The organism is Streptomyces sp. NPDC050703 (assembly GCF_040654435.1).
Taxonomy (GTDB): Bacteria; Actinomycetota; Actinomycetes; order Streptomycetales; family Streptomycetaceae; genus Streptomyces.
In genome coordinates, this window is sequence record NZ_JBFAHX010000001.1 from 180,295 (window position 1) to 197,694 (window position 17,400).

A 17,400-nucleotide genomic window follows, 5' to 3' on the forward strand; every position below is an offset into this window, starting at 1 on the left:
GTCCCCGATCCTGCCACGCCCCACTGACAGTCCCGGACTCCACGGCACCCGGACCCGGCGATGTCACCGCCGCGTGCGAGGATCGAAGGACGTAGCTCACGCCCGTGCTCGAAGGGGAGCCGACCATGGCAAGCAAGCCGCCCAAGGGCGATCCGGTCCAGGACGCGCCGCAGGTCGCCCCGGCGCAGCACGCGGCGGCGGGCCTTCCCGCCATCGGTCACACCCTGAAGACGGCGCAGCGGCAGATGGGCGTGCGCCGCACCGCCCTGACCCTGCTCCGCGTCAACCAGAAGGACGGCTTCGACTGCCCCGGCTGCGCCTGGCCCGAGCCGGACCACCGCCACAAGGCGGAGTTCTGTGAGAACGGCGCGAAGGCGGTCGCCGAAGAGGCCACGCTGCGCCGCGTCACGCCCGCCTTCTTCGCCGAGCACCCGGTGGCCGACCTCGCCACCCGCAGTGGTTACTGGCTGGGCCAGCAGGGCCGCCTCACCCACCCGATGTATCTCGCGGAGGGCGCCGAGCGGTACGAACCGGTCTCGTGGGAGCGGGCCTTCGACATCGTCGCCGAGGAGCTCACCGCGCTGGACAGCCCGGACGAGTCCGTCTTCTACACCTCGGGCCGCACCAGCAACGAAGCCGCGTTCCTCTACCAGCTCTTCGCCCGCGAGTTCGGCACGAACAACCTCCCCGACTGTTCGAACATGTGCCACGAGTCGTCCGGCTCCGCCCTGACCGAGACGCTCGGCGTCGGCAAGGGCAGCGTCCTCCTCGACGACCTCCACCGGTCGGACCTGATCATCGTCGCCGGGCAGAACCCGGGCACGAACCACCCGCGCATGCTCTCCGCCCTGGAGAAGGCGAAGCACAACGGCGCGAGAATCATCACCGTCAACCCGCTGCCCGAGGCGGGCCTGGAGCGCTTCAAGAACCCCCAGACCCCGCAGGGCATGCTCAAGGGCACCGCCCTGACCGACCTCTTCCTCCAGGTCCGCCTCGGCGGCGACCAGGCCCTCTTCCGCCTCCTGAACAAGCTCATCCTCCAGACGGAGGGCGCGGTCGACCAGGAGTTCATCGACGCCCACACCCATGGGTACGAGGAGTTCGCCGCCGCCGCGCGGGACGCCGACTGGGACGACACCCTGAAGGCCACGGGCCTGGAGCGCGCCCGCATCGAGGAAGCCCTGCGCATGGTCCTCGCCTCCGAGCGCACCGTCGTGTGCTGGGCGATGGGCCTGACGCAGCACAAGCACTCCGTGCCCACCATCCGCGAGGTCGTCAACTTCCTCCTGCTGCGCGGCAACATCGGCCGCCCCGGCGCCGGCGTCTGCCCCGTCCGCGGCCACTCGAACGTGCAGGGCGACCGCACCATGGGCATCTTCGAGCGGCCCGCGCCCGCCTTCCTCGACGCCCTGGAGAAGGAGTTCGGCTTCGCCCCGCCCCGCCACCACGGCCTGGACGTCGTCCGCGCCATCCGCGCCCTGCGCGACGGCGACGCGAAGGTCTTCTTCGCCATGGGCGGCAACTTCGTGGCGGCCTCCCCCGACACCGAGGTGACCGAGGCGGCCATGCGCAAGGCCCGCCTGACCGTCCACGTCTCCACCAAGCTGAACCGCTCGCACGCCGTCACCGGCGCCCGCGCCCTGATCCTGCCCACCCTCGGCCGCACCGAGCGCGACGTCCGGGGCGGCACGGAGCAGTTCGTGACCGTCGAGGACTCCATGGGCATGGTGCACGCCTCCCGCGGCCGCCTGCGGCCCGCGAGCCCGGCGCTCCTCTCCGAGCCCGCCATCGTGTGCCGCCTGGCCCGCCGCGTCCTCGGCAGCGCCTCGCGCACCCCCTGGGAGGAGTTCGAGCGGGACTACGCCGCCGTGCGCGACCGCATCGCGCGCGTGGTCCCCGGCTTCGAGGACTTCAACGCGAGGGTCGCGGCCCCCGGCGGCTTCGCCCTGCCGCACGCCCCGCGCGACGAGCGCCGCTTCCCCACCGCCACCGGCAAGGCCAACTTCACGGCCGCCCCCGTCGAGTACCCGGCCGTGCCCGAAGGGCGGCTGCTGCTGCAGACCCTGCGCTCGCACGACCAGTACAACACCACCATCTACGGCCTCGACGACCGCTACCGCGGCATCAGGAACGGCCGCCGCGTGGTCCTCGTCAACCCCGACGACGCCCGCGCACTCGGCTTCCCCGACGGGGCCTACGCCGACCTGGTCAGCGAGTGGCGGGACGGCGTGGAGCGCCGCGCGCCCGGCTTCCGGATCGTGCACTACCCCACGGCGAGGGGCTGCGCCGCCGCGTACTACCCCGAGACCAACGTCCTGGTGCCACTGGACGCCACCGCGGACACCAGCAACACCCCTGCCAGCAAGTCCGTCGTCGTACGCCTGGAACAATCGGCGGTCGACCAAGCGTTCGCCCAGTGATGGCTGAGCGCTTGCTCAGCGACAGGTGCGACGACGAACGGACGGAGCCGGGCCCATGGGCGAGCAGCACAGCGTGAAGTTCCCGCAGGAAGTCATCGACGAGTACGCCGCACTCGGCGTGGACCTGCCCTCCCTGTTCTCCGCGGGACACCTCGGCACCCGCATGGGCGTCCAGATCCTCGAAGCCTCCGCCGAGCGCGTCGTCGGCACCATGCCCGTCGAAGGCAACACCCAGCCCTACGGCCTGCTGCACGGCGGCGCCTCCGCGGTGCTCGCCGAGACCCTCGGCTCCGTCGGCGCCATGCTCCACGGCGGCATCACCAAGCTCGCCGTCGGCGTGGACCTGAACTGCACCCACCACCGCGGCGCCCGCTCCGGCCTGGTCACCGGAGTGGCCACCCCCGTCCACCGGGGCCGCTCCACGGCCACGTACGAGATCGTCATCACCGACGAACAGGACAAGCGGGTCTGCAGCGCCCGCCTGACCTGCATGCTGCGGGACGCCCCCGACGGCGGCGCACCCCACTGACCACCACCCCGGGGCCCGGCCGCTCCCCGGCACCGCCGAGGAGAGCAGCCGGGCACCGGGTTACGCCGGAGCCGCGCGCACCATTGTCGGCGCGCGCACCCCGGTCTAGCGTCGTCGCATGAGGCACCGGACACGGCTCTGTGCGCTCGCCCTCACCACCACCCTCACCCTCACGACGGCCGCCTGCGCCGATCCCGGCCCGGACCCCGGCCACGCCGACGGCACCGCCGCCCCCACACCCTCCGCCCGCACCACCTCCCCCGCCGAGCTGTGCACCGCGATCATCACCAAGTGGGCCCGGCAGCTGTACGCAGCGCGCGACTCGACGTACGGCGACTACCAGTCGATGGGCCTGTCCAACGGGCAGTACACGATCCTGCGCGACATCCTGGACGCCGCCCGCGCCGAGCGCGAGGAAGGCTCCGAGGCGGCCGGACGCAAGCTGATCGACCGGCAGGCGCGCGAACGCTGCGCCGAACGCCACCAGGACGGCGGACCGAGCGGCGGGCCCTGGGTGTGAACGCCATCGGCCCCGTCGAACCGGGCGAGGACACCTACGACCGCGAGAGCACCCCCGCGCCCCCGCTCCCCCGGCTCTCCCCGCGCCGGCTCTCCCCGCGTCACCTCTCCCCGCACCGCCTCTCCCCCCGCCGCGCCCCGCACCGCCGCACCGCCCTCGCCGCGGTCGCGGCAGCCTGCGCCGGCGCCGCCGGAGTGACCCTGTACCTGACGCGGCCGGCACCGCCGCCCGAGCCGCTCCCGCCCTGGCCGTCGCAGAGCGTGTCGGTGGCATACGCCGGCGAGATGTCACGACCGCACGCCGGGGACCGGAACTTCACCTTCGCCGTCATCTTCCGGCAGGGGGCGGCCCCGCCCACGACCGTCCGCCGCGTCGCCCAGCCCTCGGCAGCCCTTTCGGTGACCGCATCACCGCCCACCCCATTCGCGGTGAAAACAGGAAAACCCCGGAAGTTGATCATCACGATGCACATTCGCGAATGCGGAGAAGTGCCACGGAATGCCGGACTCCCTTTCCTGGAAGTAACACTGCGTAATGCGCGCGCAAACGAGAAGCACAGTTACATCCTCGGTCCGGAATACGCGAACGATCTTTCCGGAGCGCTGACCGCCGCATGCCCGCGAACACCGCTGTCATGAGTCAAACACCCCGACACTCCTGCAAGTTGCGCTGGGAGTTCTCAGCATGTGGATACGCCGAGAACGGACGAATGAGGCTGGATTCAGCCCCAACCACCCCTCCCGTTCCAGCCCGGAATACTCCGTGGCATAACAAGAGCGTCACAGCCTTGGTCCGACCACTCCACCTGGCACAAAGCCACCCTTAGAGTCACGGCCAGTCACCGCGCCCACCGGATTCCTGTCAGTTCGGTTCCGCGCTCGACTCGGCATCCCAACAAGGGACAGCCGTGCCAGGGAAAGGACTGATCGTGCGTCAACGTTCGCTCATAGCCATTACCGCCGCACTCACCGCGGGGGCCCTCACCCTCACCGCCTGTGGCTCGCGCGACGACAGCAAGGACAAGGACGACGCCGGGGGCGGCGGCACCACAGTCGTCATCGGCGTCGACGCGCCACTGACCGGTGACCTCTCCGCACTCGGCCTCGGCATCCGCAACTCCGTCGACCTCGCCGTCAAACAGGCCAACCAGAAGGACTACGTCGACGGCATCACCTTCAAGATGGAGTCCGCCGACGACCAGGGCCAGCCCTCCTCCGGCCAGACGAACGCCACCAAGTTCGTCGCCAACAAGGACATCCTCGGCGCCGTCGGCCCCCTCAACTCCTCCGTCGGCGAGTCCATGCAGAAGGTCTTCGACGACGCCAAACTCGTCCAGGTCTCCCCCGCCAACACCAACCCGGCCATGACCCAGGGCCCGGACTGGAACGGCGGCAAGAAGGTCCGCCCCTACAAGGCCTACTTCCGCACCGCCACCACCGACGCCATCCAAGGCCCCTTCGCCGCGCAGTACCTGTACAACAAGGCCAAGAAGAAGAAGGTCTTCGTCATCGACGACAAGAAGACCTACGGCGCCGGCCTCGCCGCCACCTTCAAGGACGAGTTCACCAAGCTCGGCGGCAAGGTCGCCGGCACCGAACACGTCAACCCCGACACCAAGGACTTCGGCGCCGTCGCCACCAAGATCCGCAACTCCGACGCCGACGTCGTCTACTACGGCGGCGAGTACCCCGCCGCCGGCCCCCTCAGCAAGCAGATGAAGAAGGCCGGAGCCAAGATCCCCCTCGTCGGCGGCGACGGCATCTACAGCGCCGACTACATCAAGCTCTCCGGCAAGGACGGCAAGGGCGACTACGCCACCTCCGTCGGCCAGCCCGTAGAAGAACTCCCCTCCGCCAAGGAGTTCATCGCCAACTACAAGAAGGCCGGCTACAAGGAAGCCTACGAAGCCTACGGCGGCTACTCCTACGACTCCGCCTGGGCCATCATCGAAGCCGTCAAGAAGGTCGTCGAGGACAACGACGGCAAACTGCCCTCCGACGCCCGCGCCAAGATCGTCGACGCCATGCAAGACGTCTCCTTCGACGGCGTGACCGGCAAGGTCTCCTTCGACGAATACGGCGACGCCACCAACAAGCAACTCACGGTCTACCAGGTCAAGGACACCACCGACCCCGCCAAGGGCTGGAAGCCCGTCGAGTCCGGCACCTTCACCGGCTGACCCACCACCCGCAGCCACGACACAGCCGCGCGGGGCGCTGCCCGACAGCGCCCCGCGCGGCGTCACATCCGACACGTGTCGTCATCCGTCGTTATTCGAAAGACTCGGAGGACCTGCGGTGCACGAACTGCCGCAACAGCTGGTCAACGGCCTGCTACTGGGATCCATGTACGGCCTGATCGCCATCGGCTACACAATGGTCTACGGCATCGTCCAGCTCATCAACTTCGCCCACGGCGAGATCTTCATGGTCGGCGGCTTCGGCGCCCTCACCGTCTGGCTCTGGCTCCCCGGCGGCACCACCATGTGGGTGGCCATACCCCTCATGCTCATAGGCGCCGTCATCGTCTCCACCACCGTCGCCGTCGGAGCCGAACGCTTCGCCTACCGCCCCCTGCGCGGCGCCCCCCGACTCGCACCACTCATCACCGCCATCGGCCTCTCCCTCGCCCTCCAGCAAGCCATCTGGGCCTGGTACCCCAACGCCAAATCATCCCGCACCTTCCCCGAGATCCCCGGCGACTCCATCCACATCGGCAGCGTCACCATCCAGCCCGGCGACGTCTTCCTCGTCGTGGCCGCACCGATCTGCATGTTCGCCCTCGGCTGGTTCGTGATGAAGACCCGCGTCGGCCGCGGCATGCAAGCCACCGCACAAGACCCCGACACCGCCAAACTCATGGGCGTCAACACCGACCGCGTCATCGTCGTCGCCTTCGCCCTCGGAGCCGCCTTCGCCGGCATCGCCGCCGTCGCCTACGGCTTCCGCTACGGCGAAGTCAACTTCCGCATGGGCTTCCTCTGGGGCCTCAAAGCCTTCACCGCCGCAGTCCTCGGCGGCATCGGCAACATCTACGGCGCCATGATCGGCGGCCTCGTCCTCGGCGTCGCGGAAGCACTCGCCACCGCCTACATGAACAACATCCCCGGCATGGACAAGCTCGGCGGCCAGTCCTGGGCCGACGTCTGGGCGTTCGTACTCCTCATCGTCGTCCTCCTCGTCAGGCCCCAAGGCCTGCTCGGCGAGCGCGTCGCGGACAGGGCGTGAGAACCATGAACACACACACCACCACGGCCGACAACGCCCACCCCCACAAGGAAAAGCCGGCCACCGGCCTCATCCCCCTCCCCACCACCACCGCCCGCGCCCTCGCCACCGGCGGCGGCGCCCTCACCGTCGTCTCCGCCTTCCTCGCCTGGACCTGGACCGCCGCATTCCCCGGCGACCTCACCGTCTACGGCTACCCCGGCGGCCTCCAATGGCTCGTCCTCATCACCGGCGCCCTCACCACCCTCTTCGGACTCGCCTCCTACGACATCAAGGGCATCCGAGCCATCACACCCGGCAACGCCGACGCCGCCACCAAATACGCCGCCCTCGCAGCCTTCACCACCACCTGGTACACCGTCCTCGCCATCAGCGTCCAACTCGGCGGACTCGCCAACCTCGACCCCGGCGGCTGGATCGCCGCCATCGCCACCCTCACCGCCCTCACCGGCGCCCTCGCCCTCCCCTTCCCACGACCCCACACCTACCCCATCGACCCCGAAGACACCGGCCTCGAACAGTTCAAACACCGCATACGCAACGGCACCACCGTCCTGCGCAGCGCCTTCGCCGCCGAAGCACCACCCACCCCACGCCGACTCAACTCGTACCTCGAAATCCTCATCATCATCACCGCCCTCGCCACCGGCCTCCTCGTCTTCACCTACGGCATCGGCACCGAATACGACGAACTCTTCATCGGCTTCCTCATCTCCGTCGGCCTCGGATTCGCCGCACTCGCCAAAGCCGGACTCGTCGCCCAGATCTCCGTCTACACCGCACGCCACCGCAACATCACCCTCATCGGCGCCTTCCTCGCCGCCGCCGCATTCCCCTTCACCCAGAGCGACGACCAATACGCCACCATCGGCGTCTACATCCTCATCTTCGCCACCGTCGCCCTCGGCCTGAACATCGTCGTCGGCCTCGCCGGACTCCTCGACCTCGGATACGTCGCCTTCCTCGGCGTCGGCGCCTACGCCGCCTCCATGGTCTCCGGCTCCCCCAGCAGCCCCTTCGACATCCACCTCCCCTTCTGGGGAGCCATCCTCGTCGGCGCCGCCGCCTCCCTCGTCTTCGGCGTCATCATCGGCGCACCCACCCTCCGCCTCCGCGGCGACTACCTCGCCATCGTCACCCTCGGATTCGGCGAAATCTTCCGCATCGTCGCCATGAACTCCGACGGCGCCTCAGGACCCGACATCACCAACGGCTCCAACGGCATCAGCTCCATCCCCAACCTCAAAATCCTCGGCTTCGACTTCGGCATCGAACACAGCATCGCCGGCTTCACCATCGGCCGATTCGCCAACTACTTCTTCCTGATGCTGCTCATCACCCTCGTCGTCGTCCTCGTCTTCCGCCGCAGCGGAGACTCACGCATCGGACGCGCCTGGGTCGCCATCCGCGAAGACGAAACCGCCGCCCTCGCCATGGGCATCAACGGCTTCCGCGTCAAACTCATCGCCTTCGCACTCGGCGCCTCACTCGCCGGACTCGCAGGCACCGTCCAAGCACACGTCACCTACACCGTCACCCCCGAGCAATACCAATTCGCCAACACCGTCCCACCCAACTCCGCGTTCCTCCTCGCCGCCGTCGTCCTCGGCGGCATGGGAACCATCAGCGGACCCCTCGTAGGCGCCGCACTCCTCTACCTCATCCCCAACAAACTCGCCTTCCTCGGCGACTACCAGCTCTTCGCCTTCGGACTCGCCCTCGTACTCCTCATGCGATTCCGCCCCGAAGGCCTCATCCCCAACCGACGCCGCCAACTCGAATTCCACGAGGCCGAACTCGCCCCCGGCGAGACACCGCCACCCGCAGTCCTCAGCAAGACAGGGGCCTGACCCATGACCACCCACACCACCCAAGAGGGCCAGACCCCGGCCACCCCCGCCGGACAGACCGTCCTCGACGCCCGCGGCGTCACCATGCGCTTCGGCGGCCTCACCGCCGTACGCTCCGTCGACCTCACCGTCAACAGCGGCGAAATCGTCGGACTCATCGGCCCCAACGGCGCCGGCAAAACCACCTTCTTCAACTGCCTCACCGGCCTCTACATCCCCACCGAAGGCGAAGTCCGCTACAAAGGCGACATCCTCCCCGCAAAATCCTTCAAAGTCACCGCCGCAGGAATCGCCCGCACCTTCCAGAACATCCGCCTCTTCGCCAACATGACCGTCCTCGAAAACGTCCTCGTAGGACGCCACACCCGCACCAAAGAAGGACTCTGGTCCGCCCTCCTCCGCGGCCCCGGCTTCCACAAGGCAGAAGCAGCATCCAAAGCACGCGCCATGGAACTCCTCGAATTCGTAGGACTGGCAGAGAAGGCCGACCACCTCTCACGCAACCTCCCCTACGGAGAACAACGCAAGCTGGAAATCGCACGCGCCCTCGCCAGCGAACCCGGCCTGCTCCTCCTGGACGAACCCACCGCCGGCATGAACCCCCAGGAAACCCGCGCCACCGAAGAACTCGTCTTCGCCATCCGCGACATGGGCATCGCCGTCCTCGTCATCGAGCACGACATGCGCTTCATCTTCAACCTCTGCGACCGCGTCGCCGTCCTCGTCCAAGGCGAAAAACTCGTCGAAGGATCCAGCGAAACAGTCCAACAGGACGACCGCGTCATCGCCGCCTACCTCGGCGAGCCCTTCGAGGAGAACAACTCATGACCGCACTCCTTGAGGTCGAGGACCTCCGCGTCGCCTACGGAAAGATCGAAGCCGTCAAAGGCATCTCCTTCACCGTCGAAGCCGGCCAGGTCGTCACCCTCATCGGCACCAACGGCGCGGGAAAGACCACCACACTCCGCACACTCTCCGGCCTCCTCAAGCCAGTGGGCGGCAGCATCAAATTCAACGGCAAAACTCTGCGCAAATACCGCGCCGACCAAATAGTCTCCCTCGGCCTCGCCCACTCCCCCGAAGGCCGCCACATCTTCCCCCGCATGACCATCGAGAACAACCTCCGCCTCGGCGCCTACCTCCGCTCCGACAAAACAGGCATCGAAAAAGACATCCAGCGCGCCTACGACCTCTTCCCCATCCTCGGAGAACGCCGCAAACAAGCGGCAGGCACCCTCTCCGGCGGCGAACAACAAATGCTCGCCATGGGCCGCGCCCTCATGTCACAACCCAAACTCCTCATGCTCGACGAACCCTCCATGGGCCTCTCGCCGATCATGATGCAGAAAATCATGGCCACCATCGCCGAACTCAAGGCCGGCGGCACCACGATCCTCCTCGTCGAACAGAACGCCCAAGCCGCGCTCTCCCTCGCCGACCACGGCCACGTCATGGAAGTCGGCAAGATCGTCCTCTCCGGCACGGGGGGCGACCTCCTGCACGACGAGTCCGTGCGGAAGGCGTACCTCGGCGAGGACTGACTCCTTGCCGCGCGCTTGTGCACACGAAGAGGCCCGCACCCCCTGGCCTGGGGATGCGGGCCTCTCCGTATGACCGTGCCTGGGCGGGCTAGCCCTTGGCCGCCTTCTTCTCCTCGGCGTCCTCGATGACCGCCTCCGCCACCTGCTGCATCGAAAGACGACGGTCCATCGACGTCTTCTGAATCCACCGGAACGCGGCCGGCTCCGTCAGGCCGTACTCCGTCTGGAGGATCGACTTCGCACGGTCCACCAGCTTCCGCGTCTCCAGGCGCTGCGAGAGGTCCGCGACCTCCTTCTCCAGCGTCTTCAGCTCCGTGAACCGCGAGACGGCCATCTCGATCGCCGGCACGACGTCACTCTTGCTGAACGGCTTCACCAGGTACGCCATCGCGCCGGCGTCCCGCGCCCTCTCCACGAGGTCGCGCTGCGAGAACGCGGTCAGCATGAGCACCGGGGCGATGGACTCCTCGGCGATCTTCTCCGCCGCGGTGATGCCGTCCATCACGGGCATCTTCACGTCCAGGATCACGAGGTCCGGCTTGTGCTCGCGGGCCAGCTCGACGGCCTTCTCGCCGTCACCGGCCTCGCCTACGACGGTGTAGCCCTCTTCCTCGAGCATCTCTTTGAGGTCGAGGCGGATCAGGGCCTCGTCCTCGGCGATGACGACGCGGGTCGTCAGCGGCGGCACGTGCGACTGGTCGTCGTCGGACACGTCGTCTGCGGGCTGGGGCGACTCGGGGGCGGTCACGGGGGCTCCTTGATGCGGGCAGATACTGCTTCCCAAGAGCCTACCCAGCTACGGTATGGTGGTGGCACAGCGGGTAACCGCTGACCTTCGTTTCGAAGGGGCCCCGGTAGCCCAGCGGTAGAGGCCATGGATTCAAAACCCATACAGCGTCGGTTCGAATCCGACTCGGGGCACTTTTCCTTCGATTCTACGGGCGCATGTGAATTGATCGGCTTCACGTGAACGTGTGAATGGCGCCGACTTGCTCCCCTTAAGCCCAGCGCGACAGCAAAGCTGCGTCCATGGATCAGCACAAACCTTCGGTGCGGGCAGAGGCGCTCGAACTGTTGCGTCAGGGCGTAGCCAATCGGATCGTGGCGGAGCGCCTGAATGTGCCGCGTGGCACCATCGGCTGGTGGCGCTCAGAGGAGCGAAAGCGCCAAGGTGTCCCGTACGAGCGCTCAACTGACTGCCCCCGTTGCACGGGCCGACAGTATGACCACGAGGCCTATGCATATCTCCTCGGCCTCTACCTCGGCGACGGGCACATCATTTCCAAGCCCAAGCAGCACCACCTGTCCATCTTCTGCAACGCAGAGCAGGTGGGCCTCATCGCTGCCGCCGCAACGGCGATGGTAAAGGTTATGCCCCTACCGAGGGTCCGGTGCCGCTACAAACCGGGGTGCACCGAAGTCAAGTCCTACACGAAGCACTGGACATGCATGTTTCCCCAGCACGGCCCCGGCAAGAAGCACGAGCGCAAGATCGCCCTGGAGCCCTGGCAGCAGGAGATCGTGGACGCCCATCCGTGGGAATTCGTCCGGGGGCTGATCCACTCCGACGGTTGCCGCGTCACGAACTGGACGACCCGCCTCGTCGGCGGCGAGCGCAAGCGCTACGAGTACCCCCGGTACTTCTTCACCAATGTCTCCGACGACATCCGGGAGCTGTACACCGGCACCCTCGACAAGCTCGGCATCGCCTGGACGCACTGCACCCGCCACGGCAGCCCGTACAACATCTCCGTGGCCCGCAAGGCCGACGTGGCCCTCATGGACGCCCACGTCGGCCCGAAGTACTGAAGGTCACCGCGGGCTGTCGTCCTCGCCGATGTGGTGGACCCGTACCAGGTTCGTGGAGCCCGCGACCCCCGGCGGGGAGCCGGCCGTGATGACGACCACGTCGCCCCGCTCGCAGCGGCCGCTGCGGAGGAGGAGTTCGTCGACCTGGTCGACCATCGCGTCGGTGGATTCGACGTGCGGGCCGAGCAGGGTCTCCACCCCCCACGTCAGGTTGAGCTGCGCGCGCGTCGCCGGGTCCGGGGTGAAGGCGAGGAGCGGGATGGGTGAGCGGTAGCGGCTGAGGCGGCGGGCGGTGTCGCCGGACTGGGTGAAGGCGACGAGGAACTTGGCGCCGAGGAAGTCGCCCATGTCGGCGGCGGCTCGGGCGACGGCGCCGCCCTGGGTGCGGGGTTTGTTGCGTTCGGTGAGGGGCGGGAGGCCCTTGGTGAGGATGTCTTCCTCGGCGGCTTCGACGATGCGGGCCATGGTGCGGACGGTTTCGATGGGGTATTTGCCGACGCTGGTCTCGCCGGAGAGCATGACGGCGTCGGTGCCGTCGATGACGGCGTTGGCGACGTCGGAGGCTTCGGCGCGGGTGGGCCGGGAGTTGTCGATCATCGAGTCGAGCATCTGGGTGGCGACGATGACCGGTTTGGCGTTGCGCTTGGCGAGTTTGATGGCGCGCTTCTGGACGATGGGGACTTGTTCGAGGGGCATTTCGACGCCGAGGTCGCCGCGGGCGACCATGATGCCGTCGAAGGCGGCGACGATGTCGTCGATGTTGTCGACCGCTTGGGGCTTCTCGACCTTGGCGATGACGGGGAGGCGGCGGCCTTCTTCGTCCATGATGCGGTGGACGTCTTCGATGTCGCGGCCGCTGCGGACGAAGGAGAGGGCGATGATGTCGCAGCCGGTGCGCAGGGCCCAGCGGAGGTCTTCTTCGTCCTTGTCGGAGAGTGCGGGGACGGAGACGGCGACGCCGGGGAGGTTGAGGCCCTTGTGGTCGGAGACCATGCCGCCTTCGATGACGGTGGTGGTGACGCGGGGGCCGTTGACGGCGGTGACTTCGAGGGTGACTTTGCCGTCGTCGACGAGGATGCGTTCGCCGGTGGTGACGTCGTCGGCGAGGCCGTCGTAGGTGGTGCCGCACTGTTGGCGGTCGCCTTGGGCGTCGGGTTCGACGGTGATGGTGAATTCGTCTCCGCGTTCAAGGAGTACGGGGCCTTCGTGGAAGCGGCCGAGGCGGATCTTCGGGCCTTGAAGGTCGGCGAGGATGCCGACGCTGCGGCCGCTCTCTTCGGAGGCCTTGCGCACGCGCTGGTAGCGCTCCTCGTGTTCGGCGTGGGTGCCGTGGCTGAGGTTGAGGCGTGCTACGTCCATTCCGGCTGCGACCAGTGCCTTGATCTGGTCGTACGAGTCGGTGGCGGGTCCCAGGGTGCTGACGATTTTTGCTCGGCGCATGGTTTCGAGCCTAGGGCTTACCGGCTGGTAGGGAATTGGTTGGACGTGACTGCTCAACAACCTTTGCGTGAAGGGTAATTGACAAGTGTTGAAGTGGGCGGGGCGTTGCTCCGATGAGCGGTTTTACGGTCCTTTCAGCTCGGGTGGGGCCATGGTGAAGCGGGCGTTGACGGTGGCGTAGACGTGCTGGCGTTGTGGTTCGAGGTCGAGGGGTGCGGCTTCGGTGGTGTGGTCGGCGGCTCCGGCGTAGGCGGCGCGCATGCCGCCCGCGGGGCCTCCGTAGCCGGCGAACGAGGGGGTGTTCTCGGCGCCGATGTCGGCGAGTTCGACGAGGGCGGCGAGTGAGGTGCCGAGGGCTTCGGCGTATTCGCGGGCGCGTTGGACGGCTTCGCGTACGGCTTGTTGCCTGGCCCGGCGGTGGGTGGGTGAGTCGGGGCGCAGGGCCCACCAGGGGCCTTCGACGCGGGTGAGTTCGAGGTCGGCGAGGCGGGTGGTGAGTTCGCCGAGTGCGGTGAAGTCGGTGAGTTCGGCGGTGATGTGGACGCGGCCGTGGTAGGCGCGGACGCGTTCGGTGCGGCCGTGTCGGGTGAGTTGGGGGCTGATGGAGAAGGTGCCTGTTTCGATGTTCTCGACGGCTTCGCCGTAGGTCTTGATGAGGTCGAGGGCGTGGGTGTTGCGGCGGGTGAGGTCGTTGAGGGCGTCGTGGCGGTCGGTGCCGCGGGCGTGGACGGTGATGGTGATGCGGGCGATCTCGGGGTCGGCTTCGAGGTGGGCTTCGCCGCGGACGGCGAGGCGTGGGGCGTCGGGGGTGCCGTAGGGGGTGGGGGCGGGGTTCGTGTCCATGGGGTCACTGTCGCATTGGTCGGGTGTGGTGGGGGTTCCTCTGACAGTCATCGGATCGCAACCTGTGGGGTCTGTTGCGGGTGTGGTGGTGGGGGCCAGAATCTACGCGCGTTATCTACGCGCGTTACCGAGGTCTGATCGAGGAGTTCTGAGAGATGCCGTTGAACCGCAGGAAGTTCTTGGGCACGTCTGCCGCGTCGGGTGTGGGTCTGGCTGTAGCGGGTGCGGTGGTGGCGCCGTCGGTGGCGGAGGCGCACGGGGGGCGGGGTGGGGGCGGCCGTCGGGAGAAGCGGTACTCGTTCACCGTCCTCGGCACCACTGATCTGCACGGCAATGTCTTCAACTGGGATTATTTCACGGACAAGGAGTTCGACGACAAGGATCACAATGATGTGGGTCTGGCGAAGATCTCGACGTTGGTGAATGAGGTGCGTGCGGAGAAGGGGCGGCGCAACACTCTTCTCATCGACGCGGGTGACACGATCCAGGGGACGCAGCTTTCGTATTACTACGCGAAGGTCGATCCGATCACGGCGAAGCGTGGTCCGGTGCATCCGATGGCGCAGGCGATGAACGCGATCGGGTATGACGCGGCGGCGTTGGGGAATCACGAGTTCAATTACGGCATTCCGGTGTTGCGCAAGTTCGAGGAGCAGTGTGATTTTCCGCTGCTAGGTGCCAACGCGCTGGACGCGAAGACGCGGCGTCCGGCTTTTCCCCCGTATTTCATGAAGCGGTTGCGGACTCCGCACGGGAAGGATGTGCGGGTGGCGGTGCTGGGGCTGACGAATCCGGGGATCGCCATCTGGGACAAGGCGAACGTGCAGGGGAAGATGGTGTTCCCGGGTCTTGAGGAGCAGGCGGCGAAGTGGGTGCCTAGGCTGCGGTCGATGGGTGCGGATGTGGTGATCGTGTCGGCGCACTCGGGGTCGAGTGGTACGTCGTCGTACGGGGATCAGTTGCCGTATGTGGAGAACGCGGCGGGTCTGGTGGCGGAGCAGGTTCCGGGCATCGACGCGATTCTGGTGGGTCATGCGCACACGGAGATTCCGGAGTACTTCGTGGAGAACAGGGCGACGGGGAAGAAGGTGGTGCTGTCGGAGCCGCTGAAGTGGGGGCAGCGGCTGACGTTGTTCGACTTCGACCTGGTGTGGGAGAAGGGCCGCTGGACGGTGGAGAAGGTGGGGGCGCAGGTCCTGAACTCCAATACGGCGGTGGAGGACAGGAAGATCACGCGGCTGCTGGCCGATGAGCACGAGAAGGTCGTGGCGTATGTCAATCAGGTCATCGGTACGTCGAAGGCGGCGATGAGCACGGCGGAGGGTCCGTACAAGGACGTTCCGATCATTGATCTGATCAATGAGGTGCAGCGGGAGACGGTGGCGGAGGCGTTGAAGGGCGGGGCGTTCGCGTCGCTTCCGGTGTTGTCGCAGGCGTCGTGTTTCTCGCGTACGGCGCGGATTCCGGCGGGTGAGGTGACGATCCGGGATGCGGCGGGGCTGTACCCCTTCGAGAACACGCTGGAGGCGCGGCTGGTGACGGGTGCGCAGCTGAAGGAGTATCTGGAGTTCTCGGCGCGGTACTACGTGCGGACGGCGGCGGGTGCTCCGGTGGATGCGGCGAGGCTGACGAATGCGGAGGGCATTCCGGATTACAACTATGACGCGGTGTCGGGTGTGACGTATGAGATCGACATCGCGAAGCCGGTGGGTTCGCGGATCGTGGGGTTGTCGTTCGGGGGTGTGGCGATCGATCCGAAGGCGGAGTTCGTGCTGGCGGTGAACAACTACCGGGCGAGTGGTGGCGGCAACTTCCCGCACATCGCGGGTGCCAAGCAGGTGTGGGCGAATTCGGAGGAGATCCGGAACACGATCATCGGTTGGGTGAAGGCGAAGGGGACGATCGACCCGGGTCAGTTCGCGTCGGTGGACTGGAGGCTGACCCGGGACGGTGCGCCGGTCTTCTAGGGCGTGCCGGTTTCTCTGGTGGCCGTGCCGCTCAGTTCTTGAGGGTGGCGAGGTCGACGGCGTCGGCGAGTGCTTGGGCGCCGGCGTCGTTGACGTGGAGGCCGTCGCCGCTGTCGTAGTCGTCGTGGATGCGGTCGGGGTCCGCGGGGTCGGCGACGGCGGCGGCGAAGTCGGCGTAGGCGTCGAAGGGGCTGTCGGTGCCGCGTATCCAGGCGTTGACCTCGCGGGCGACGGCGACGCCTTCGGGGGTGGAGTAGCCCTCGTAGATGGTGTCCTTGTAGGGGCCGACGGTGGTGGTGATGGCGGTGAGGCCGGCGGCGTGGATGCGGTCGGCGAGGGTGGTGAGGCCGGTGATGAGGTCGGCGGCGGTGGGGATGGGGGCGGGGGCGGGGTAGGCCATTTGGCCGGGGATGCCGAGGTCGTTGAGGCCGAAGTGGACGAGTACGTGGGTGGCGCCGGGGACGCCGAGTGCGTCGCGCTGGAGGCGGGCGAGGGCGTGTTCGCCGATCTCGTCGGTGAGCAGGCGGTTGGCCGAGATGCCGGTGTTGACGACCCAGCCGGTGTGTCCGGTGGCGCGCAGGCGGTTGTTGAGCAGGTCGGGGAAGCGGTTGTCGGTGTTGTCGGTGGTGCCGGCGCCTTCGAACCAGGAGTCGCCGAAGGCGACGGTGATGGGTGTGCCGGTGGGGGCGAGGACGTCGGCGCCGCTGATGAAGTGGCGGGTGGCGAGTTCTTGGAGGCCGTCGGTGCCGTCGAGGGTGGGGGCGGTGAGGGCGTTGCCGGGGGTGGCGTAGCCGGTGCGGAGGGGGACGGCGGAGTAGGTGGCGGGGCCGGTGTCGTCGGGGAGCCAGAGGGTGAGGGCCCATTCGTCGCCGGCGGTGACGGTTTGGTGGAGGGGGTCGGTGGTGACTTCGGCGCCGGCGGGGATGGTGAAGTGGTGGGCGCCGTCGACGCTGAGGGTGGTGTCGGTGGTGGGGTCGATGGTGCTGCCGGTGGTGCGTCGGGCGAGGTGGGCGCCGCCGATGTGGAGGGGTTGTCGGCCGTAGCGGTTGCTGAGGTGGAGGCGTAGGGCGGTGCCGCCGCCGTCGAGGCGGATGATCTGGCGGAGGGTCTGGGCGGTGAAGGTGCGGGTCTCGAAGAGGTCGATGGTCTCGTAGGGGCTGATGACGGCGGAGCGGAAGGCCGCGGTCCAGGTGGTGTCGGTGGCGGGTGTGGCGGTGGTGTCGGTGGTCATGCTGGGCTGAACGGCGTTGTGTG

15 protein-coding genes and 1 tRNA gene are annotated in these 17,400 nt (G+C 67.6%); 12 read left to right on the forward strand and 4 right to left on the reverse strand.

Annotation, left to right across the window (positions count from 1 at the left end; translation table 11 throughout):
• Positions 1 to 125 precede the first annotated feature (125 nt).
• From AB0I16_RS00880 to AB0I16_RS00920, 9 genes are all read left to right on the forward strand, one after another.
• A complete protein-coding gene (locus AB0I16_RS00880) occupies positions 126 to 2,420 on the forward strand; it encodes an FdhF/YdeP family oxidoreductase (RefSeq protein WP_363247129.1) in 2,295 nt (764 codons plus the stop codon).
• Between the two features lie 55 nt (positions 2,421 to 2,475).
• Positions 2,476 to 2,949: a hotdog fold thioesterase gene (locus AB0I16_RS00885; RefSeq protein WP_363247130.1), complete on the forward strand. Its 474-nt coding sequence runs from the start codon at positions 2,476 to 2,478 to the stop codon at positions 2,947 to 2,949.
• Between the two features lie 118 nt (positions 2,950 to 3,067).
• Positions 3,068 to 3,469 carry a hypothetical protein gene (locus AB0I16_RS00890; RefSeq protein WP_363247131.1) on the forward strand — a complete coding sequence of 134 codons (402 nt, stop codon included), beginning with the start codon at positions 3,068 to 3,070 and terminating at the stop codon, positions 3,467 to 3,469.
• Entirely contained in the window at positions 3,466 to 4,107 is a 642-nt protein-coding gene (locus AB0I16_RS00895; protein WP_363247132.1) for a Tat pathway signal sequence domain protein, read from the forward strand. The genes AB0I16_RS00890 and AB0I16_RS00895 overlap by 4 nt, the downstream gene beginning before the upstream one ends.
• A 290-nt stretch (positions 4,108 to 4,397) precedes the next feature.
• Complete coding sequence (locus tag AB0I16_RS00900; RefSeq protein ID WP_363247133.1) at positions 4,398 to 5,648, forward strand: branched-chain amino acid ABC transporter substrate-binding protein; 1,251 nt, start codon at positions 4,398 to 4,400, stop codon at positions 5,646 to 5,648.
• Between the two features lie 118 nt (positions 5,649 to 5,766).
• Positions 5,767 to 6,696 carry a branched-chain amino acid ABC transporter permease gene (locus tag AB0I16_RS00905; RefSeq protein WP_363247134.1) on the forward strand — a complete coding sequence of 310 codons (930 nt, stop codon included), beginning with the start codon at positions 5,767 to 5,769 and terminating at the stop codon, positions 6,694 to 6,696.
• 5 nt (positions 6,697 to 6,701) lie between these two features.
• Complete coding sequence (locus AB0I16_RS00910; protein ID WP_363247135.1) at positions 6,702 to 8,546, forward strand: branched-chain amino acid ABC transporter permease; 1,845 nt, start codon at positions 6,702 to 6,704, stop codon at positions 8,544 to 8,546.
• 3 nt (positions 8,547 to 8,549) lie between these two features.
• A complete protein-coding gene (locus tag AB0I16_RS00915) occupies positions 8,550 to 9,374 on the forward strand; it encodes an ABC transporter ATP-binding protein (protein ID WP_363247136.1) in 825 nt (274 codons plus the stop codon).
• Positions 9,371 to 10,087 carry an ABC transporter ATP-binding protein gene (locus AB0I16_RS00920; RefSeq protein WP_363247137.1) on the forward strand — a complete coding sequence of 239 codons (717 nt, stop codon included), beginning with the start codon at positions 9,371 to 9,373 and terminating at the stop codon, positions 10,085 to 10,087. Before AB0I16_RS00915 ends, AB0I16_RS00920 begins: the two co-directional genes overlap by 4 nt.
• 88 nt (positions 10,088 to 10,175) lie before the next feature.
• Here AB0I16_RS00920 and AB0I16_RS00925 read toward each other — a convergent pair whose 3' ends face one another.
• Entirely contained in the window at positions 10,176 to 10,835 is a 660-nt protein-coding gene (locus AB0I16_RS00925; RefSeq protein WP_363247138.1) for a response regulator, read from the reverse strand.
• Between the two features lie 100 nt (positions 10,836 to 10,935).
• Between AB0I16_RS00925 and AB0I16_RS00930 the strand changes: the two genes are divergently transcribed.
• Positions 10,936 to 11,008: transfer RNA gene (locus tag AB0I16_RS00930), tRNA-Leu, on the forward strand.
• A 108-nt stretch (positions 11,009 to 11,116) separates the two neighbouring features.
• Positions 11,117 to 11,896: a helix-turn-helix domain-containing protein gene (locus AB0I16_RS00935; protein ID WP_363247139.1), complete on the forward strand. Its 780-nt coding sequence runs from the start codon at positions 11,117 to 11,119 to the stop codon at positions 11,894 to 11,896.
• Between the two features lie 3 nt (positions 11,897 to 11,899).
• Here AB0I16_RS00935 and pyk read toward each other — a convergent pair whose 3' ends face one another.
• Together pyk and AB0I16_RS00945 are read right to left on the reverse strand one after the other, a co-directional pair.
• A complete protein-coding gene (gene pyk, locus AB0I16_RS00940; protein ID WP_363247140.1) occupies positions 11,900 to 13,336 on the reverse strand; it encodes a pyruvate kinase in 1,437 nt (478 codons plus the stop codon).
• 123 nt (positions 13,337 to 13,459) lie between these two features.
• Positions 13,460 to 14,179, reverse strand: a complete 720-nt coding sequence (locus tag AB0I16_RS00945; RefSeq protein WP_363247141.1) for an SIMPL domain-containing protein — start codon at positions 14,177 to 14,179, stop codon at positions 13,460 to 13,462.
• A gap of 155 nt (positions 14,180 to 14,334) precedes the next feature.
• On the opposite strand from AB0I16_RS00945, the gene AB0I16_RS00950 reads away from it, so the two are divergent.
• On the forward strand, positions 14,335 to 16,146 hold the full coding sequence (locus tag AB0I16_RS00950) for a 5'-nucleotidase C-terminal domain-containing protein (RefSeq protein ID WP_363247142.1): 1,812 nt from the start codon (positions 14,335 to 14,337) through the stop codon (positions 16,144 to 16,146).
• Positions 16,147 to 16,177: 31 nt separating this feature from the next.
• On the opposite strand, the gene AB0I16_RS00955 is transcribed toward AB0I16_RS00950, so the two are convergent.
• Complete coding sequence (locus AB0I16_RS00955) at positions 16,178 to 17,377, reverse strand: GDSL-type esterase/lipase family protein (protein WP_363247143.1); 1,200 nt, start codon at positions 17,375 to 17,377, stop codon at positions 16,178 to 16,180.
• Between the last annotated feature and the right edge of the window lie 23 nt (positions 17,378 to 17,400).